Here is a 19,483-nt window from a genome sequence, read left to right as displayed (position 1 = left end):
CTTACCCCCGACCCAATTGCAGACGTTTGACTTCTACGACGCCTTGCGTGTCAGTTTTGCCAACATCGATAAACTTCACTTGCACACCGTGACTCACTGAAAGAAAGTCGAGCCAGCTTAGCAAGGTGTTAAATGGCATGGGCTTCAACCACACTTGAATTTCCTCTTGTTGCGGCTGAATACGTACAATTTCGAGGTTATAACGTTTAACGCTACTGGTGACAGACTGATTCAATGGCAAGGCACTAACTTGCCCACGGTTGCCAGTCGTAGCGCGTAAAGATTCAATCTCTGCTGCCTTACTGTTAACCCAAATGAGGAGATTTCTTTCACTGTTCAGGCGCTGTTGTGCCTGTTCGGCGCGGGCTTGCAGTGGGCTTACTAGCCCCCAATACAAACCACCGATGAGCAAAACAGCAATGGCAAAACCCATTAGCCGTTGCTCGCGCTTAGACAGTCCTTGCCAATAAGCCACTATCGCTTTCATTTATGGCTCCTTTCGCAAAACAAACGCGCCAGTGACACTTTGCTGATCACGACTCAACTGCCCCAATTCGGTGGTGTATTTCGTCGATAAGGTTTCACGCAATTTTTCAAAATCACCGAAGTCTTTGCCTCGTGCATTCAGACGTAGCTCGCCACGATCGAAATCAAAACGCATTGCATCAAGCTGTATCTCCTTGGCACCTTCAAGCAATGGACCTAATTCAGCCAGCCAAATCATCACGCCAGATTCGGCACCAGATCCAGACAACCTAGCCACTTCTGCCTCAAGCAGTCTACGCATATAACTGGTGGTTGGAATTCGCTGATTCTGCGGTAGTAACGCTCGCACTCTGGTTTCGCTTTGAACGCGATATTGCTCAGCTTGCGCTTCCATTTGATAGATAGCGGCTACTTTTTCAGCCCCTAGCACCGACAGCAACAACCCCGCGGCTATCGCCACGCTGCGCCAAGGTTTAAGGTGCTTATAGAGTTGGTTTTGAGGCTTATAGCGCCCTACCAACAGGTTGTAGCGGCTTTGCATCGCGCCTTGAGAAAGCAGCAACATGACAAGCTCAGTAGGCTCACAACGCCAGTTATCTGCCGCATCTTCCGGCAGTTCTGAATAGCTCAACACTGGCTTCATCGGCTCGTCGTTATCGCCTTGGTCATGCAGGCTACGCAACCATACTGGCAGCCACAGCGTTTCCGCAGAACCACCACTTGTCTCACCTGAACGCACCAGCCAACGATTGTTAAGCTGGGCAGCGCTGTAAGCATCTTCATTTAACGGCAAGCATAAGCAATCAGGGATCAAGCGACGAATAACCAAACCCGCCTCTGACAATTCATCAAGCCATCTCTGCATGATGACTTTTTCAACCACTGCGACCTGCGCTTGTTCAGCGGTTTTACTCAACAAGGTGACATGTACCTGATCAACATCTTGAGCCACATCATCTTCTAGCAGGAACGGCAATACACTTTCAAGCTGACGCGCACTCCCTGACGGGATAGTCACTGTGGTTAGCAAGACAGCCGAACTGTCTGCCAATGCCACCACGTCGCGATCAACAGCGTAGTCTGTCAGTTGTGACAAACTGTCTGCTTCGCCCGAGGCAATCACTTCTTGTTGGCTTGCTGACCATACCAACCAAGGTATGGGTTCCTGCGGGTCGCAGTTAAGCCGGATTGTCAGGATCTCGCTCACTCATTCCTCCAAAGCGGCGACGAACAACTGTCACCGTACCATTATCGTCCCTTTGCAACAGCGCACGTAATCTTAGTGATGTGCTGTTGAGGGTAATTTCTGTGTCTAACTCAAAAAAGCGGCTGCGCACATCGAAATACTCTTTGAGCTTTTCTTTGTCTTCTTCACTGATCCCAGAAAAAACAGGCTCTGCAATGAAACTGGCGACGTCTTTCCAACCATCAACAGCATTTCGCTCGTTGATCAAATTTTTTGCCTGATCATCCGTCAAGTTTGGATGAAACAGTGCGGTGAGAATAGGCGCATCCTCTTCCGTTAATGTGTTGACGTTAATCACCAACTTACTGTTGGGTAAGGCACACAAAAGCGGACTCACTTTTTCATATATCTCTCGGCTTACACCATTAACGGCTCGCCATTCGGAGATATCAGCCATGAAGCCATTGGGGGTAACGTGCGCTATCGAGCGTGCTTCATACTCACTGTCTTCCACCCCTAATGGTGACTGCACATTGGTGTTGGTATCGATATATTCCCACGTGGCCGCAGCGGCGGTTTCTGCTTCAAAACTATCAACATCCTGCGATTCAATCAGTTGTTGAAGCGCAATAACCATCGCAGGATTGGTGCCATTTTCTGTCGGCTTAATATCACGCAAGCCGTTAACGTTAAAACACGCTTGGCGGTCATACACGTTACCTGTTGCCTGCCCACCATCAAGGGGATACACCTGATCACGTACCGCCCAAGGCTGACTCAAGGTAACGGTATCATCGTCACCAAAACTTTCTTCAAGGCCATATCGAGCTAGCGATTCGACAGACTGTGCATACCAATATGCTTGCTGGTAACGAATCTGACTTTCTGCACGATCAAAATTCACAAACATGCGATTCGCCATGTTCGCAGCAACCGTAGTCATCAAGGCCATGATCAGTAGCACCACCAGCAATGCCACTCCACGCTGTGATCTGCGCCCTGCGTTGTTTCTCATCATTGCGTTCCACCTGCGACAGGTGCTGGCAACGTTTGCCCTGACAACACATAAATTCGCACCAGCTCACCATAGCGATCGGTATCGAGTGTCACGCGAATGGCTTTAGGCATCTCAAGTGGGCTATCCCAACTTTCTTGCCAACTCTCGCTACCGAGTACGGCAAAGCTGATGTCTTTCACACCTTCCATAACGGGCATAATCGCAGGCTCCACCGACGAACTGTCATCGGGATACATCCAGCGAATACGCTCCAATGTATTGTCCTGAATGCGATAACCCACCTTCACTACCTCACCACGAGGAAACAGTGCTTGCGGGTTTATCCAGCCACCTCGAACAAATCGGATACCCTGTGATTCAGAATCGAGTAGGTCATCGCTAAATTCAAGCAAGGTTTCTTCCGCTTCATCACCGCCGTTTCGATACTGCCTCGCCATCATCTGACGAAAATCACTGTCCATGATAAGCAGTGTACGTTGCAACGTTTTTAGCGCGTTACCGACCTCTTCGGTTTGCTTATCACTGGTAATGACATTGCTGAAAATCTGGTTTGCAGACATGCTCAAGGTCGCGAATATCATTAGCGCCAAAAGGACTTCAATCAGCGTAAAGCCACGCGCATCGCGTTTAATTGGCGGGCACATAGGTTCTCACCGAGACAAGCGAACCACGCTTACTTTCGTCCTGCCATACAATCACGTCGACCGCTCGCAGCGTATTGTCCGCCGTTGAAGTAGGTTTGATGGTCCAATACCATGTGCGTCCTACCATCTCTGAGCTGCCATTTTTTTCTGACGACGGTACTTTGCCTTCCAACACAAACAAGGCCAATTGGTTATCAGCCACCATGGACGCGAAAGTTTTTTCTTCCAACACACCCAAAGTATTCACATGCTGTCCGGTCGCGTTCAGTACCGCGAGCGCAGCCACGGCGAACACAGCCATAGCTACCATCACTTCAATCAGGGTAAAGCCGCGATGCGTTATCACTCTTTACCCTCATTCAGCGCTTTGATCTCGAAGGTTGCCACATCATTGCCTGTCACTTGCCAAAGTCGCTTTTCGTTGGCCAGAAACGTCAGTGTAAATGGGATAATTTCGCCATTACCCATCAGCACCACTTGAGGGGGCTTGGGCTTATTTTCTTCTTCAGCAAACATATCTTCATCAAACAGTTTGTCTCGATCAAACAGCCTGTCTTCTTCAGCGACAAAACCGGTCACTTGCAAATCAAGCTCAATGCCCTCTGGCATAGTCACTTCCGTCGCTGTGCGCCCTTCTTCAGCCGCGACCCAATCTTGACGCGTTAAGCGAAGTAGTTCATATCGATCGTCATTGACGCGAAGGCCAAAGGTTTGCCCTGTTAACAACGTCTGCTCAGACCATAGCTGCACCAATTGATAAAACCGCTGCGCTTCTTCTTTGGCTTCATCACTTTGGTTTTGAGGCAGATTGGGCACCACTATCACTGCGCTGATGGCTAATAGCACCACCACAAGCAGGACTTCCAGCAATGTAAACCCGGATGGGCGCCCTCTCTTCATCGCTTAATTAATCTCAAGCATATTCCAGTTACCAATATCCTGATTCACGCCTTCGCCACCTTCTTGGTTATCTGCGCCTAAGGTGAAGATATCAGTGGTACCGTGCTCACCTGGATTCAAGTATTGGTAATCGTTGCCCCAAGGGTCTTGTGGCAAACGCTTAATGTAGCCGTCTTGACGGTAGTTACGTGGCTCTGGCGATGAGCTAGGCTTTGACACCAATGCATCAAGACCTTGATCCGTGGTTGGGTAAACACTGTTATCCAATCGATACATATCCAACGCGCCTTCTAGCGAGCTGATATCTGTCACGGCTTTTTGCTGATCCGCTTTGTCTTTGTTACCCAGCAGATTGGGTACAACCAAACTTGCCAATACACCCAAAATAACGATGACAACCATAATTTCCAGCAGGGTGAAGCCCTGTTGACGTCGTTGCATGTTCTCTCTCCTGAAAAATTGCTGCTTGGCAGCATACGTTGAAATCAAACGCCCACAATATTGTTGAGCTGAATAATAGGCATTAATGTTGCCACGACAATGAAAAGTACGATGCCTGCCATGGCAATAATCAACATTGGACCAAAGATGCCCAGCGCAATGTTCACTTGGGACTCAAAGTCCCTGTCCTGATTGTCTGCTGCACGCGTCAGCATTTGTTCCAATTCACCGCTTCGTTCACCACTGGCAATCATGTGCAGCATCATAGGCGGGAACAATTTAGCTTTCTCTAGTGAGACGCGAAGACTTGAGCCCTCACGAACGCGATCGGACGCTTCCAGCACTTTGGCTTTTACCCAGGTATTGGTCATCACGTCCGCCGCCACTTTCATGCCATCAAGCAGCGGGATGGCGCTGGAAGTACAAATTGACAAGGTGCGCGCGAAACGGGAGGTATTCAACCCGCGTGCAACACGACCAATCACTGGCATGCCAAGAATATTCCTATCCCACGCCAACTTGCGGTTCTTGTTACGCAGCAACGTTTTAGTCAGCGCAATTCCGCCAATAAATAGCACCAACACCAGCCAACCCCATTGCGTGACAAAATCACTGGCGGCTAAAAGAACCTGAGTGATCCCTGGCAACTCTGCACCGGTTCGCAAGAATTGACCCACAATGTCTGGCACCACGGTTGCCAACAAAAACGCCACAATCGCAATCGCCGCTACCGTCAGTACAATGGGATACACCATGGCTTGAATAAGCTTGTTTTTAACCTGCTGTCGGTTCTCGACATAATCGGCCAGACGCTCTAGCACAGGGCCCAAATGTCCTGACTTTTCTCCTGCCGCCACCATGGCACGAAAGAGTTGGTCAAACACATGCGGGTAATCACCAAAGCTGTCCGACAAGGTATAACCTTCAACGACACGCGCACGAACGCCCGTGAGCATATTTCTAAGGCGCTGCTTTTCGGTTTGTTCGGCGACTGCCTTGATACATTCTTCTAACGGCATGGATGCCTGCACCAAGGTGGCAAGTTGTCGAGTGATCAGAGCCAGTTCGTTAGTGCTAATACCACGCTGAAACCCACTCGAGGATTTGGTTTGATTCTGCTGCTCTTTTTCGTGAGTTTGCGCCACTTCCATTGGCACTAAGGATTTTTCACGAAGCAATTGGCGAGCTAACCTCGCCGTGTCGGCTTCGATAACCCCTTTAACCGTTCGGCCTTTAGCATTTAATGCCTTGTACTCAAACGCTGCCATTACCCCTCCCGCGTCACACGCAGAACTTCTTCCAACGTGGTTTGGCCCTTACGTACTTTCATCAGACCATCAGCACGGATACTTGGTGTTGATTGGCGAACATAGCGCTCAATAGCCTGTTCACCCGCTTCGTTATGAATGAATTCCTGTACTTGGGTATCCACCACGAGCAGTTCATGGATACCTGTTCGTCCGCGGTAACCCTTGTTGTTGCACGCTTTACAGCCCTTTGCCCGATAAAGAGTTAACGGCTCGCTTTCTGCCAGTTCAAACCAGGCTTTGCTTTGTGCGTCAGCCTCGTAGGCTTCTTTACAATCCGGGCACAAGGTTCGCACCAGACGCTGGGCCAGTACGCCCAATAGCGAAGAAGACACAAGGAAAGGTTCAATGCCCATATCACGCAAACGTGTCACAGCACCTACTGCGGTATTGGTGTGAAGTGTGGACATCACCAAGTGACCCGTTAAGGATGCCTGAACAGCAATTTGTGCCGTTTCTAGGTCACGAATTTCACCGACCATCACCACATCGGGATCCTGACGCAAAATGGCGCGCAGTCCGCGAGCAAAAGTCATGTCGACCTTGGTATTTACCTGTGTTTGTCCAATCCCGTTGATATCAAATTCAATCGGATCTTCCACCGTCAGAATGTTGCGTTCGGCGCTATTGAGCTCAGTCAAACCTGCATACAAGGTGGTGGACTTACCCGAACCCGTAGGACCAGTGACCAACAAAATACCGTGAGGACGTTTAATCAATGCTTGGAAGCTATCTTGGACTGAGCGAGTCATGCCCAAGCTTTCAAGATCGAGTTGGGTGGCGTTTTTATCAAGAAGACGAAGTACTACACGCTCGCCATGAGATGACGGCATGGTTGATACACGTACATCAACAGCACGTCCACCGATGCGCAATGAGATACGGCCATCTTGTGGCACGCGCTTTTCCGCGATATCGAGACGTGCCATAACCTTGATACGAGAAACCAGAAGCGGCGCTAATTTGCGGCTAGGGCTAAGTACTTCTCGTAACACACCATCAACACGGAATCGAATCGACAGGCTTTTCTCAAAGGTTTCAATGTGGATATCAGACGCCGTTTCTTTGATCGCCTCACCGAGCATGGCATTGATCAGCTTGATGATTGGCGCATCATCTTCCGATTCGAGCAAATCTTCGCTTTGTGGCAACTCTTCAGCCAACGCAAAGAAATCATCGCTATCAGCGCCGATATCTTCCATCAACTGCTGCGCCTCAGAGGAATCACGCTGATAAAGCTGAGTCATTTTAGGCTCAAAGTCTTCACTACGAAGTTGGATTGGCGTAAAGCTATGTCCCAGTACACGGCGCACTTCCATCAATATCACCGGTTTAGGCTGATCACGGTAATACAGTAACCAGCCATGATCGGTACGCTCAACCACGACACCATGGCGCTTGGCGAAACCAAACGGCAAACGTGTCGCAGCGGTCACTGCCGCTGAATCCAAGTCGTCGCCGACAATGTCTGGATCCATTTCCAGAGACTGCATATCCATGGCGATTACCTCAGCTCTGCCATAATGGCACGCACTTCTGCAGGCATAGTCAGATCGACACCATATTCAGGCAGCACGGGTTTTTTCACGCCAGGCATCAGTTTCACTTCCTCCTGCGAACGATAGATCTGCTCTGCTCGGATGTAGTTGTATTTACGCTGTGAAATGCCATCGGCCGTCAAGCCAGAGCGGATAATGGTTGGTTTGATAAACAACATCAGGTTACGCTTTGTTTTGCCCGATGATGTTGATTTAAACAAGTGACCAAGAAACGGAATGTCACCCAAAATCGGCACTTTCTGCTCGCTTTCATTGGTCTGCTCATCAATCAGGCCACTCAGCACAATCATTTGCTTGTCAGCAGCAAGTACGGAGGTATTGAGCTGACGTTTGCCAAAGCGAATATCAACTGCACCACTTGCGCCCAATACATTCGAAATCTCTTGCTCAATAGTCAGCTGGACTGAATCACCTTCGTTGATTTGTGGGGTGATTTTCAGCTTAATACCCACATCTTTACGTTCAACGGTTTGGAATGGGTTGTCGTTGTTTGACCCTGTTGTTGAACCCGTGACGACGGGCACTTCTTCACCGACGATAAACGAGGCTTCTTCGTTATCCAGCACCATCAGACTTGGTGACGAGAGAATGTTGGAATCATTGTTCGACGATACCGCAGTCACCAACGCCGTCCAGTCACCAAATACGATGCCTGCGGCAAGACCGCTCACACCGCCCAGCACTTCTGCAATTGCAGTAGGGTCACCAGATTCCGTGATAGGGACTTGCACCAAGTTATTATTGTTATCGAAGCGTGATTCCGTTGTGGTTGTATCTTTCGCTTCTTCTTGTGCAGCCAGATAATTGGTGACCGGCACACCGGTATTGCCGAATTGAATACCGCCACCTTCAAGCGAGCCCCACTGAACGCCAAGATTCGCACCGTCGCTTTCAGAAATCTCCACGATCATGGCTTCGATCAGCACTTGTGCACGACGAATATCAAGTTGCGATATAACGCCTTCCAACGCACGCATGATGTCAGGCGGCGCAGTAATAACCAGTGAGTTGGTGCCTTTGTGGGAAGAAATTTTTACATCGCTCGCGGCAGGGCCAGGCTGACGTTGTCCACCTTGCTTCTCCGCAATCAAGTTTTCAGAAACGCCTTGCAAGACATCCACGACGTCTTCGGCTTTGGCGTAGCGTAGGTAAATCACGCGGTTGTTGCCAACTGTCGCCATTTCACGATCCAGTTGTGAGATCAGCTTACGAATACGCTCACGCACTTGTGGCTCACCAGAAATGAGTACGGAGTTCGTGCGTTCATCAGCAACGAAACTTGGCTGAAGCAATGCTGGCGTATTTTTGCCGTCACCTTGCTTGTTCAAGCTTTCAACAATGCGAACCATTTCTGATGCTGAAGCAAATTCAAGGTGTACAACATCCACTTCTTTGTTACCGGCTTGGTCGACACGTTCAATAATGTCAGCCAAACGGTTAACCACCGCGGCACGGCCTGTAATCATGATGACATTGGCTGGGTCGTAATGAACCACATTGCCCGCACCCGCATTATCAATCAATTGACGCAATAAAGGGGACAGTTCACGAACAGACACGTTTTTAACCGACACAACACGTGTGACGACGGCATCGCCTTGCACCTTATCATCATCGCCAACCACAGGGATGGCAGATTGCTTCGCGTCTTTGTCACGGATGACTTTCAGCACACCATTTTCCATTTCAACAACCGCAAAGCCATAAACGGACAATACGTTGAGAAAAAACTGATAGTACTGGTCTTCATTCAACACATCGTAACTGCGTACATTCACTTTGCCGCGTACTGCCGGGTCAACGATGATGGTTTTTTCGAGGTTGCGTCCCACAATCTCAATAAACTCTTGAATATCGGTCCCTTTGAAACTCGCACTGAATTCAGCAGCCCAAGCGCCCACGCTCTGTATGGCAAGTGCACCGGCAACCAGCCAGATTTTACCTTTCTTCCACGTCTTCACAGTGTTCTCCGTTTCGGCCTTATTTAAAGGCCAATATAAATTTCGTGCAGTTGACCGTCTCGTTGAACGGTAAGGCTGATCTCGGATGCATCAGACAAACTTTGCCAGATACGGTTCATTTCAGCGGGATCAGTTAAATCAGCGCCATTCAGACCCACGGCGACATCCCCTGACTGCAGCCCAGCTTCTTTAAAAAGGCGGCTATCACTGCCTGGACCTAATCGATAACCAATCAAGCCAGCCTCTCCTTGCTCTTGCGACAAAGTGATGTATTTCAACAGTGATTGGGGGTTACTCATGATCTCGGCTTTAATATTGGTGAGATCAGATGCACCGGCTTCATCCGTATTCGCAGGCGGACGAGCGGTGGCGGGAGGCGTATTTCTAGTAGGTTGTTGACCGGTTGTACTGTAATCAATACCTGCCAACATTAAGGCTTCATCGTTACCATTATTTCGCAAGATAACGCGATCGTTCAACACTTGGCGTACGATTACGCGCGTGCCTTCAATCGCTTCACCAACACCATACGTTTTCTGCGCACCACGATTAGCTATCACCGCCAATCCGCGTTCTGGCTCTGAGCTTGCAACCAGACCCACCAAGGTCAGATTCAATCGGGTACGTGGCGCATCAACAACAGGTTCAGGCTTTTTCTCAACGGGGGCTCTTTTTTCGCTAAAGCGTCCAAAAAAGTGACGATTTGCGAGCTGGTCCAACTGATAGACCGGTGTCGCTTGCCCAGATTGCGCGATCACTGCCGCTGTCGATGAAACATCAACCAAAGGCGGCGTTACCCAGAACCACACTAAGCGGCCCAATGTCCAGGCTAGAACCAAAAGCAGCAGCAGTGTGGTCCACTTTGCCGCTTTGACGGGGAACTCTTTCCCAAGTTGTGGTTGCGCCCAATCCATTAGACGTTGAATCCCAAAATTCGCAGACATGCTCTTCCTGTCGTAGTACATCGTATTCCATTGGCAACCAGCAAAGTGCCGTTTTTAGCGCCTAGGTGCAGGAATTAATAATTTGACTGTCCAATTTACCTTTTTTCATCGCTGTTGCCGATAAGTCAGAACCTATTTTTGTCTGAATGATTCCATTGCGGCTTGAAAGTTAGACGATTGAACACCATATAAGAGTCATAATTGTGATGCTGATCGGATTACTTGATTGTGATAAGTTTAGCCGCTAAAAGATAAAGGGGTGTTTAGTGGGCTCAAAACACGACAATAGCAACCAAAACGTGCAGGTAAGACTCGATAAATGGTTGTGGGCTGCGCGCTTTTATAAAACCCGTACGATCGCCAGAAACATGATCGACGGGGGGAAAGTGCATTACAATGGCCAACGTTCAAAACCTAGCAAAGTGGTGGAAGTCGGTGCGGAAATCAAACTTAGACTCGGCCTTGAAGAAAAAGTCGTAACGATTGAAAAGATCAGTGAACATCGTCGCGGCGCACCCGAGGCTCAAACCCTTTATCGCGAAACCGATGAAAGTGTGACACGAAGAGAACAACGCACTATTGAGCGTAAACTCCACGCGCACAACCCAAGTCCCGATCGCCGCCCTGACAAAAAACAGCGCCGCGATATTATCAAATTTAGAAACAGTAACGATTAAAGCCGGAGAAGTTATCCCATGGCACAAGACAGTCTGCACCGTTACTTGTTCGATGGCGTTTCAGTGCGCGGCGAACTAGTCCAACTATCAGAAACCTATCAACAACTAACGAGTGGCAAAGACTACCCTGCAGCGGTCAAAGAATTGCTGGGTGAACTACTGGTCGCTACCAGCCTACTGACGGCGACATTAAAGTTCGAAGGTAGTATTACCGTTCAGATCCAAGGTGACGGTCCGGTTTCGCTGATCGTGATTAATGGTAACCACAATCAAGTGATGCGCGGTACGGCTCGCTGGCAAGACGAGTTGCCAGAATCAGCTTCTCTTCATGCGTTAGTGGGTAAAGGTCAGATGGTTATTACTATCGAACCTGAAAAAGGCGAACGCTATCAAGGTATTGTTGGTCTAGAAGGTGAAACGCTCGAGGCTTGTCTAGAAGACTACTTTGCCCGTTCAGAGCAATTGAAGACTCGCCTATGGCTGCGTACGGGTGAGTTCGAAGGCAATGCAAAAGCAGCCGGTATGCTGCTTCAAGTTCTTCCTGGCGACCAAGACAAAGAAGACGATTTCGCGCACTTGGCACAACTGACCGACACAGTGAAAAGCGAAGAACTCTTTAGTTTGGACGCACAAGACGTGTTATATCGTCTTTACCACCAAGAAACAGTGAACGTCTACGAGCCAAAAAGTGTGACCTTCAAGTGTTCGTGCTCTCGTGAGCGCAGCGCATCAGCCATCGCTGCCATCGATCGTCAAGAAGTTGAAAAAATGGTTGCTGAGAGCGGAGATATCAAACTGCACTGCGATTACTGCGGCGCAGACTATGCATTCGATAGCGTTGATATTTCAGCCATTTTTGACCAATCCGGCCCATCAACAGGCACAATACATTAATATTTTTCTTAAATAATTAATGGTTAAAAATCCCACTAAAACCGGCCTCTGTGCCGGTTTTATTTATTAAATGCCCTACTTTCCCACAAAAAATACGCCTTTCTCTAACCCCTTAATTTTGTACAAATAATAATCGATATCGTGTGGCACAATCGAGCAACATGACGGTAATATATGTAATACAGACTCGTTAAGAGTATTCCTTTGCCCTGAATTAGTTTGTGGTTATTTTTTGAATTAACTCTCTGAATTGACGAATTCAGGTTGCTAGCATGGACGACAGTTACTTTACATCTTACCCAAGGAGCACCTATGACTGTCTTGAACGTCGAAAAAAAGGTTGCACATAACATCGATTTGTCACAACACGGCATATTCGACGTTAATGAAGTAGTTCGTAACCCTACCTACGAACAATTATTCGCTGAAGAAACAAAGCCTGAACTGAAGGGATATGAGAAAGGTACCATCACTGAACTCGGAGCAGTGGCTGTGGATACTGGGATCTTTACCGGACGCTCACCGAAAGACAAATACATCGTTAAAGACGACACAACTCGCGATACACTGTGGTGGTCTGATCAAGGTGCGAACGACAACAAACCTATCGATCAACATGTATGGGATGATCTCAAAGATTTAGTCACTAAGCAGCTTTCAGGCAAACGCCTGTTTGTGATTGATGGCTACTGTGGTGCAAACCCTGATACTCGCCTTAACATCCGCGTCATTACCGAAGTAGCCTGGCAGGCACACTTCGTGAAAAACATGTTTATCCGCCCAACAGAAGAAGAGCTGGAAAACTTTGAACCTGATTTCGTGGTCATGAATGGGGCGAAATGCGTCAATGAGAAGTGGCAGGAGCATGGTCTGAACTCAGAAAACTTCACAGTATTCAACCTGACAGAGCGCATGCAACTCATCGGCGGTACGTGGTACGGCGGCGAGATGAAGAAAGGCATGTTCGCCATGATGAACTACTTCCTACCATTGAAAGACATTGCTTCTATGCACTGCTCTGCCAACAAAGGTGAAGATGGCGATGTAGCGATTTTCTTTGGTCTATCCGGTACGGGTAAAACCACGTTGTCGACCGACCCAAAACGTGAACTCATCGGTGATGATGAACACGGTTGGGATGACAATGGCGTGTTCAACTTTGAAGGTGGCTGCTACGCAAAGACCATCAAATTGTCGAAAGAAGCAGAACCTGACATTTTCAATGCCATCCGCCGTGATGCACTTTTAGAAAACGTTACAGTTCGTGGCGATGGTTCGATTGATTTTGATGATGGATCGAAAACAGAAAACACCCGCGTTTCTTATCCGATCTACCACATCGAAAACATCGTTAAACCGGTATCAAAAGGCGGCCATGCCAATAAAGTGATTTTCTTGTCGGCGGATGCATTTGGCGTGTTGCCACCTGTTTCAAAGCTAACGCCTGAACAAACCAAATATCACTTTCTATCAGGCTTCACCGCGAAATTGGCAGGTACTGAGCGCGGTATCACTGAGCCAACACCAACCTTCTCTGCTTGCTTCGGCAAGGCATTCCTGACACTGCACCCAACCAAATATGCGGAAGTGCTGGTGAAACGAATGGAAGCGGTGGGCGCAGAAGCGTATCTGGTTAATACTGGCTGGAATGGGACAGGCAAACGCATTTCAATTAAAGATACTCGCGGTATTATCGATGCAATCCTTGATGGCTCCATTGAGCATGCGGAAACCAAAGATATTCCTATCTTTAACCTGAAAGTACCCACTAGCCTACCAGGTGTTGATCCTACTATTTTGGATCCACGCGATACCTATGTTGACCCACTACAGTGGGAAAGCAAGGCAGAAGATTTGGCACAGCGCTTTATCAATAACTTCGTTGAATACACCGACAATGATGAAGGCAAAGCACTCGTCAAAGCGGGCCCACAGCTAGGCTAATCCGCTGAATCCATCCAAGCCCCCAACCTTGGGGGCTTTCTTTTTCTCAATCCCGCTTCACATCGGCTTTTATTACCGCTTGAATAACGTCGATTTTTGCGCCAACCTCAACACATCTGCGGCTACACCGCCCTTACCTCGTGTGACATAGAGAGAACATCGCCAAATGCGTTTGCTCGCCAAGCTGTTTGCTTCACTGCTGATCGTGCTTGTGGTGACACTGGCTACATTTCTGACTGTGCTGAGTACGAACTTTGGACTGCCAATGGTGAAACAGGCAGTGAGGCTACTTACGCCTTACGAACTGAGTGCGACATCCTTGGAATACAGCCTGCTAGCACCGTTCACGCTGGCACTGTCCGATCCTCAACTGACTCATAATAGCGAGCCACACAAACACCGTACGGTGCATTTCATGTCATTGCGCCTCTCTCCCTTGGCTTCCTTATCCGGTGAAATTACCTTACGCAGTGTTGTCGTACGCGGTCTTGAAATGGATGAATCCGTGAAATCATCACTGCCATCTTCCCTTTCAATTGACCATCTCGCACTGGATGACGTGACCTATCACAGCGACACCATTTCCTTTGCCCATGCCGACATCCAGATTTCAGATTGGCATAACAGTCACTCAAGATGGGGATCGTGGCAGGGGAAATTCCAATTGTCTGCTCCTAAAATCATGGTCGACGGGCAAATACTGACGAATCTTTTACTCGACAGTGAATATCGTGATGATGCTTGGGAGATATGGGGGTTGTCGCTAAGCAGCCCCTTCGGCAGCGTGACAGGAAGTGCCACACTGCAACCGGATAACCAATGGGTTATCCATCAGCTTACGCTCTCTGATACGCGTATTGAGCCCTCAGAGCCGCTACAGCGCCTCAAAACGCAATGGGATACGCTCAGTCGAAATTACAGCATCCACATCAAGCGACTGGATCTGCTCGATGTCAGTGCGGCGTTGAATGACATCACGGTTGAGCATCTGAATCTCTCCGTGCAATCGGTCAACTTACAAAACGGCGAATTGGTATGGGCGCAAAATGCAGCAGCCTCATTGCTCTCGTTTAATGCCAGCTTATTCAATGTCGATCAATGGCTACTGACCGATCTGCTTGCTGAGTTATCACTCTCACCGACGCGCATTAATGTCAGTGCTTTTTCATCGAAAGTAAACGATGAAGGGTTTGTCTCTTTTTCCGGCGCGATGGACACCTCGTCACTAAAACTCAACACCCTGACCGCAAATGGCTTAGACATTGAATTGAACACCGCCACGTTTGATACTCTGCACCAAAAATGGGCAGCGTTTAACACCGTCGAGCTTGGACGGCTTTCAATCAGACATACCAATATCACACTGCCCGACCCCAGCTTTCCAATGCAAATCATTGGATTAAACTTACGCGGTCGCGATCTGATCCCGCGCCAAAACGCGCAGGATGGAATGTGGCAAGGTACACTCACAGCCAGTGCCGCAGCAGCCAGTATTAATCGAATTCCGGTGACTTCACCTTATGCCAACATGCGCGTCGACGAGGTTGGGGATTGGCATTTAGACCCGTTGAGCGTGTCGTTCTCACAAGGGCAGTTGTCGGTAAAAGCACGTATTCAGTTACTCAATCCTAGTCATCCTTGGACAACAGAGATCAGTGGCATTCGTATACCTAACTCCTTGTATCAGCGCTGGCTGGGCGTCACATTGCCATTAAGTGGTGAGCATGATGTGGATATTCGCTTATCCGGGTTGGGCGCAGATGACGACAGCTTTGCGTACAGTTTGAGCGGCGATGCTGTCGCCACACTTCATCAGACAGAGATAGAAACCCACCCTGCACAGTCCTTGGCACAAAGCCTATTGGCGCTTTTTGTTCCACTTAATAGAAACAGTGACAGCATTCAATTGCCAATAAATGTGGGGAAAGTGATGCTATCCGCTGACCGCGGACGCATCAAACTCGCGCCAGTCAGCGTCGATGCCAGAAATGGCAAAGCATTACTTTCTGGCAGTTGGGACTTGGTGACAAAAGAAGGGAGTTTGACCAATACGTCACCACGATGAACGATAATGTTAACCAAACAACAGGGTCTGGCTTTCCATCGCATCGTGTTTATCGGTACTTTTTTCGGGCATTAGCACGAACGTGCCGGTGAAATGACCTGCAACCTCTTCGCCACTGTAAAGCGTCACATCGAGTTTGACACGCGCTCGACGGCCATTCGCCAGACGATCCAAATCACCGCTTAGGTTATCCAACGATACCACCGCACGCGGGCGTTCAGTGATCGGCTTACGGTAACGAATATGGCTGTCAGCCAATACAATCGCTGCCGACAAGTGACGCTCTTTCATCAACAACCAAACCATGCCCCACCCCGCCAGCGTTGCCATGCTGAATACACTGCCAGCAAACATCGAATCATGAGGGTTTAAGTTGGCATTGAGCAGAGCTGATACTTCAAAGCGGTAGCCAGTAAACTGCGTAATTCGAACGCCCATCTTGTCACTGATCGGGATTTGCTGCTGCCAGCGCTGCTGAAGCTCGTGACACCAATCAGGGCGACGCACCACATCAGACATCGGATCGAGCAGCTTGAGCATTTGTTGGTGCTGTACGGGTCCTCGCTCCTCGCTCAGCTCCCCCTGGTTAACAAACCCATTCGCGCTGTAAAAGCCAATCGCATCTTCTCGCGCATTACACACAAGACGCTTGGCACCTTCTTGTCGCGCTAAGGATTCCAGCGCCATCAATATTAGCGCCCCTAGTCCTCGCGCGCGATATTGTGGTGCAACCGCCATATACCGAATTTGCCCATCGTTATCAGGGCTAATATATAGGCGCCCGATCGCAATCGGTTCACCTTTCGCGTCCACAATCATGCGGTGATGAGCCCCCACATCATACGCATCACGCTCAGACCCTTCAGGTTGGCGCCAAGGTTCACGGAGCATCTTCCAGCGAAAATGGAAATAAGCACTCAGCTCACTTTCCTTCGTTGGCGTGATCAATCGAAACATGGTTGTTCCTCTCCTTGTGAACCCAAGCACTACTCGGTATTAGGCTTGCAACCAAAAGGTTACAGGCCCGTCATTAGTCAGACTGACTTTCATGTCGGCCGCGAAAATTCCGTTTTCAGTGCGAACACCACTGTCACGGCAATATTGAGAAAAAAGCTGGTATAAGCGATCGGCTTCTAGCGGTGGAGCGCCATTAAAACTTGGCCGCATGCCTTTTTTCGTGTCTGCCGCCAACGTAAACTGCGACACCACAAGCACATCACCGCCCGCCTGTTGAACATTCAAGTTCATTTTTCCGTTTTCGTCTTCAAAAATACGGTAGCCGAGTACTTTTTCGTGCAGTCGATGCGCTTTTTTATCGTCATCGCCTTTCTCTACGCCCAACAGCACCAGCAACCCTTTGCCAATCGCACCGACAACATTGCCATCCACAACCACATTGGCCTCACTGACTCGTTGGATTAGCGCAATCATATCAGTTCCTTTCTTATCATCTTAATTGTCAGTAAGTTGCTTTTCATCAGATTCGGGATCGATATACCACATTGCCCGCTCTCCCAAAGACGCAGTAATTTCTGCGCCCAGCAGTACAATACACCAACTGAGGTAAACCCAAACAAACAGCAATGGCACAACAGCCAATGCGCCATATATAAGCTCGTAGGACGGGAAATTAGTGGCGTAGAAGGCGAAAGCCTTTTTACTGAATTCAAATAATACACTGGCAGAGATGGCGCCAACTAACGCATGGCTAGCACGAATACGGCAGTTGGGCACTAAGGTGTATAGACCCATAAATGCCAATGCTGTCAGTAAGAACGGTAAACCGCGCAGTAGTGCGGGCGCCCACACTTCAGCACCCTCTAGTTGGAGTAAATTGAGCGACCCCAAATAAGAGCTCACACCAATGCTACTGCCCACAAGTACAGGGCCTAAGGTCAACACCATCCAATAGATCGAAAATGACACCACTGGCGCACGCTTATGTTGCACTCGCCAGATGTAATTCAGGCTTTTATCGATGGCAGAGATCAGCATCAAAGCCACCACAAACAGAAAGGCGACCCCTACCGCTGTCATTTTTCCTGCATTCGCCACAAATTGATTAAGGTATTGCTCTAACGCATCGCCGGATGCGGGCACAAAATTGTGCAGCACAAATGAGCGAATTTGGTCACCTGCTTCAGCAAATCCAGGAATGAGTGAAAGCGCGGAGAGTACCACTGTGATCAACGGCACTAAAGACAACAAAGTGACGTAGGCCATGTAACCCGCATTCACTGTCATGCGGTCATGAACAATACGAAGAATAAGATGCCTGATAAAGGCAAACAAAATCTGTCCCATCCTGGGCACTAAATACTTGAGTCGTTCCACTGCTTCAACCATAGTCTCTTTTAAAGAAGATTAATCATAACGTAAAAGGAGTTTACCGTGCGTCTTCTCTCTACCCTGTTTCTTGTTTTCACGCTGGCAGGCTGCCAGTCCGCTTATTATGCCACCATGGAGCAAGTTGGCATTCACAAGCGCGATATCATGGCTGACCGCGTCGAAGCCGCCTCAGAGGCACAACAAGAAGCCAGCGAGCAATTCACTAGCGCTCTAGAGGCCCTCTCCACACTGACCAATTTTGATGGCGGTGAGTTGGAATCTATGTACAACACCATTAACGATCAATACGAAGACAGCGAAAAGGCGGTTGAAAACGTTCGTGAACGCATCAAGGGCATTGAGGATGTTTCTGACGCTTTGTTCGCTGAATGGCAAGAAGAGCTGTCGCTATACTCCAGCACCAAGCTTCGCCGCGAAAGCGAACGAAAACTCAAAGCCACAGAACAAAGCTATAAGCTGATGCTGTCCGCCATGAACAAGGCAGAAAGTAAAATGACGCCAGTGCTTGACACATTACGCGATAACGCATTGTATCTTAAACACAATTTGAACGCCGCCGCCATTGGCGCACTCAAAGGTGAATTCTCAGGCCTAGAACAAGATATTAATCGAGCAATCAAAGACATGCAGCTAGCCATTGCCGAATCAGACCGCTTCCTATCAACCTTGAAGAATTAAATTAGCTTTCACTGTTTCTCATAGGTGAAACACGCTGAGTAAGACAAATTCCCTTATCGTTTGCGCAGGCAAATTTCTGCCTGCATTCAACGGTATGAAAACCGTCTCTCAACGTGGAGGAGAACACATGGGTATTATTTCTTGGATTATTCTGGGGCTACTTGCCGGCATCTTGGCGAAGTGGATTATGCCAGGAAAAGACGGTGGTGGTTTCATCATGACCACACTACTGGGTATAGCAGGCGCCGTGGTAGGCGGCTGGGTAGGCTCACTCATTGGCATCGGTACTGCTGGCGGCTTGAGCTTAGGTAGCATTGCAATAGCAACAGTGGGTGCTCTTATTCTGTTGTTTCTTTACAACCGATTCGCCAAATAATCCAAGGCCAAATACTGCGAGTAAGTGGTCGATTAAGCAAAAGACATAAATACA

At 48.7% G+C, this 19,483-nt stretch carries 20 protein-coding genes; 6 read left to right on the top strand and 14 right to left on the bottom strand.

What is annotated here, in order from left to right:
* Position 1: 1 nt before the first annotated feature.
* Genes gspM through gspC form a run of 11 tightly spaced genes read right to left on the bottom strand, consistent with a single transcriptional unit; the run spans position 2 to position 10,446 of the window.
* Positions 2-487 (bottom strand): type II secretion system protein GspM, encoded by a 486-nt coding sequence (gene gspM / locus AB8599_RS00555; protein ID WP_407331901.1) that lies wholly within the window; start codon positions 485-487, stop codon positions 2-4.
* A complete protein-coding gene (gspL, locus tag AB8599_RS00550) occupies positions 488-1,693 on the bottom strand; it encodes a type II secretion system protein GspL (protein WP_407331900.1) in 1,206 nt (401 codons plus the stop codon).
* On the bottom strand, positions 1,665-2,690 hold the full coding sequence (gspK, locus tag AB8599_RS00545) for a type II secretion system minor pseudopilin GspK (RefSeq protein ID WP_407331899.1): 1,026 nt from the start codon (positions 2,688-2,690) through the stop codon (positions 1,665-1,667). The genes gspL and gspK overlap by 29 nt, the downstream gene beginning before the upstream one ends.
* Positions 2,687-3,334 carry a type II secretion system minor pseudopilin GspJ gene (gene gspJ / locus AB8599_RS00540; protein WP_407331898.1) on the bottom strand — a complete coding sequence of 216 codons (648 nt, stop codon included), beginning with the start codon at positions 3,332-3,334 and terminating at the stop codon, positions 2,687-2,689. Before gspJ ends, gspK begins: the two co-directional genes overlap by 4 nt.
* Positions 3,318-3,680, bottom strand: a complete 363-nt coding sequence (gene gspI / locus AB8599_RS00535) for a type II secretion system minor pseudopilin GspI (protein ID WP_407331897.1) — start codon at positions 3,678-3,680, stop codon at positions 3,318-3,320. The genes gspJ and gspI overlap by 17 nt, the downstream gene beginning before the upstream one ends.
* On the bottom strand, positions 3,677-4,234 hold the full coding sequence (gspH, locus tag AB8599_RS00530) for a type II secretion system minor pseudopilin GspH (RefSeq protein WP_407331896.1): 558 nt from the start codon (positions 4,232-4,234) through the stop codon (positions 3,677-3,679). Before gspH ends, gspI begins: the two co-directional genes overlap by 4 nt.
* A gap of 3 nt (positions 4,235-4,237) precedes the next feature.
* Positions 4,238-4,675: a type II secretion system major pseudopilin GspG gene (gene gspG / locus AB8599_RS00525; RefSeq protein WP_016959439.1), complete on the bottom strand. Its 438-nt coding sequence runs from the start codon at positions 4,673-4,675 to the stop codon at positions 4,238-4,240.
* Positions 4,676-4,719: 44 nt separating this feature from the next.
* A complete protein-coding gene (gspF, locus tag AB8599_RS00520; protein ID WP_407331895.1) occupies positions 4,720-5,943 on the bottom strand; it encodes a type II secretion system inner membrane protein GspF in 1,224 nt (407 codons plus the stop codon).
* Entirely contained in the window at positions 5,943-7,460 is a 1,518-nt protein-coding gene (gene gspE / locus AB8599_RS00515) for a type II secretion system ATPase GspE (RefSeq protein WP_407333153.1), read from the bottom strand. Before gspE ends, gspF begins: the two co-directional genes overlap by 1 nt.
* Before the next feature lie 26 nt (positions 7,461-7,486).
* Positions 7,487-9,502, bottom strand: a complete 2,016-nt coding sequence (gene gspD, locus AB8599_RS00510) for a type II secretion system secretin GspD (protein WP_407331894.1) — start codon at positions 9,500-9,502, stop codon at positions 7,487-7,489.
* A gap of 23 nt (positions 9,503-9,525) precedes the next feature.
* Positions 9,526-10,446, bottom strand: a complete 921-nt coding sequence (gene gspC, locus AB8599_RS00505) for a type II secretion system protein GspC (protein ID WP_407331893.1) — start codon at positions 10,444-10,446, stop codon at positions 9,526-9,528.
* A 266-nt stretch (positions 10,447-10,712) separates the two neighbouring features.
* Here gspC and hslR point away from each other — a divergent pair, with 266 nt between their 5' ends.
* The 4 genes from hslR to AB8599_RS00485 all read left to right on the top strand — a co-directional run bounded on the left by hslR (position 10,713) and on the right by AB8599_RS00485 (position 16,026).
* Positions 10,713-11,123: a ribosome-associated heat shock protein Hsp15 gene (gene hslR / locus AB8599_RS00500; protein WP_407331892.1), complete on the top strand. Its 411-nt coding sequence runs from the start codon at positions 10,713-10,715 to the stop codon at positions 11,121-11,123.
* Between the two features lie 18 nt (positions 11,124-11,141).
* Positions 11,142-12,017 (top strand): Hsp33 family molecular chaperone HslO, encoded by an 876-nt coding sequence (gene hslO, locus AB8599_RS00495; RefSeq protein ID WP_407331891.1) that lies wholly within the window; start codon positions 11,142-11,144, stop codon positions 12,015-12,017.
* Positions 12,018-12,329: 312 nt separating this feature from the next.
* On the top strand, positions 12,330-13,961 hold the full coding sequence (pckA, locus tag AB8599_RS00490; RefSeq protein WP_407331890.1) for a phosphoenolpyruvate carboxykinase (ATP): 1,632 nt from the start codon (positions 12,330-12,332) through the stop codon (positions 13,959-13,961).
* 166 nt (positions 13,962-14,127) lie between these two features.
* Entirely contained in the window at positions 14,128-16,026 is a 1,899-nt protein-coding gene (locus AB8599_RS00485) for an AsmA family protein (protein ID WP_407331889.1), read from the top strand.
* A 9-nt stretch (positions 16,027-16,035) separates the two neighbouring features.
* Here the strand turns inward: AB8599_RS00485 and AB8599_RS00480 are convergent, their stop codons facing one another.
* From AB8599_RS00480 to AB8599_RS00470, 3 genes are read right to left on the bottom strand one after another with little or no spacing between them, the layout of a single operon-like run.
* On the bottom strand, positions 16,036-16,983 hold the full coding sequence (locus AB8599_RS00480; protein WP_407331888.1) for a YiiD C-terminal domain-containing protein: 948 nt from the start codon (positions 16,981-16,983) through the stop codon (positions 16,036-16,038).
* 39 nt (positions 16,984-17,022) lie between these two features.
* A complete protein-coding gene (dtd, locus tag AB8599_RS00475) occupies positions 17,023-17,457 on the bottom strand; it encodes a D-aminoacyl-tRNA deacylase (protein WP_407331887.1) in 435 nt (144 codons plus the stop codon).
* A gap of 21 nt (positions 17,458-17,478) precedes the next feature.
* Positions 17,479-18,330: a virulence factor BrkB family protein gene (locus tag AB8599_RS00470; protein ID WP_407331886.1), complete on the bottom strand. Its 852-nt coding sequence runs from the start codon at positions 18,328-18,330 to the stop codon at positions 17,479-17,481.
* Positions 18,331-18,417: 87 nt separating this feature from the next.
* Here AB8599_RS00470 and AB8599_RS00465 point away from each other — a divergent pair, with 87 nt between their 5' ends.
* Together AB8599_RS00465 and AB8599_RS00460 are read left to right on the top strand one after the other, a co-directional pair.
* Positions 18,418-19,053 carry a DUF2959 domain-containing protein gene (locus AB8599_RS00465; RefSeq protein ID WP_407331885.1) on the top strand — a complete coding sequence of 212 codons (636 nt, stop codon included), beginning with the start codon at positions 18,418-18,420 and terminating at the stop codon, positions 19,051-19,053.
* A 127-nt stretch (positions 19,054-19,180) separates the two neighbouring features.
* Positions 19,181-19,429: a GlsB/YeaQ/YmgE family stress response membrane protein gene (locus AB8599_RS00460; protein ID WP_407331884.1), complete on the top strand. Its 249-nt coding sequence runs from the start codon at positions 19,181-19,183 to the stop codon at positions 19,427-19,429.
* Positions 19,430-19,483 lie beyond the last annotated feature (54 nt).

It is taken from the genome of Enterovibrio litoreus, from assembly GCF_045679545.1.
GTDB lineage: Bacteria > Pseudomonadota > Gammaproteobacteria > Enterobacterales > Vibrionaceae > Enterovibrio.
Note: the sequence above shows the minus strand (reverse complement) of the source record. Positions and strands in the feature narration are given on the sequence as shown.

Coding starts and splice junctions, on each gene's coding strand:
- gspM (WP_407331901.1), bottom strand. CDS start 487: ATGAAAGCGATAGTGGCTTATTGGCAAGGACTGTCTAAGCGCGAGCAA.
- gspK (WP_407331899.1), bottom strand. CDS start 2,690: ATGATGAGAAACAACGCAGGGCGCAGATCACAGCGTGGAGTGGCATTG.
- gspJ (WP_407331898.1), bottom strand. CDS start 3,334: ATGTGCCCGCCAATTAAACGCGATGCGCGTGGCTTTACGCTGATTGAA.
- gspH (WP_407331896.1), bottom strand. CDS start 4,234: ATGAAGAGAGGGCGCCCATCCGGGTTTACATTGCTGGAAGTCCTGCTT.
- gspG (WP_016959439.1), bottom strand. CDS start 4,675: ATGCAACGACGTCAACAGGGCTTCACCCTGCTGGAAATTATGGTTGTC.
- gspF (WP_407331895.1), bottom strand. CDS start 5,943: ATGGCAGCGTTTGAGTACAAGGCATTAAATGCTAAAGGCCGAACGGTT.
- gspE (WP_407333153.1), bottom strand. CDS start 7,460: ATGGATCCAGACATTGTCGGCGACGACTTGGATTCAGCGGCAGTGACC.
- gspC (WP_407331893.1), bottom strand. CDS start 10,446: ATGTCTGCGAATTTTGGGATTCAACGTCTAATGGATTGGGCGCAACCA.
- hslO (WP_407331891.1), top strand. CDS start 11,142: ATGGCACAAGACAGTCTGCACCGTTACTTGTTCGATGGCGTTTCAGTG.
- pckA (WP_407331890.1), top strand. CDS start 12,330: ATGACTGTCTTGAACGTCGAAAAAAAGGTTGCACATAACATCGATTTG.
- AB8599_RS00485 (WP_407331889.1), top strand. CDS start 14,128: ATGCGTTTGCTCGCCAAGCTGTTTGCTTCACTGCTGATCGTGCTTGTG.
- AB8599_RS00480 (WP_407331888.1), bottom strand. CDS start 16,983: ATGTTTCGATTGATCACGCCAACGAAGGAAAGTGAGCTGAGTGCTTAT.
- dtd (WP_407331887.1), bottom strand. CDS start 17,457: ATGATTGCGCTAATCCAACGAGTCAGTGAGGCCAATGTGGTTGTGGAT.
- AB8599_RS00470 (WP_407331886.1), bottom strand. CDS start 18,330: ATGGGACAGATTTTGTTTGCCTTTATCAGGCATCTTATTCTTCGTATT.
- AB8599_RS00460 (WP_407331884.1), top strand. CDS start 19,181: ATGGGTATTATTTCTTGGATTATTCTGGGGCTACTTGCCGGCATCTTG.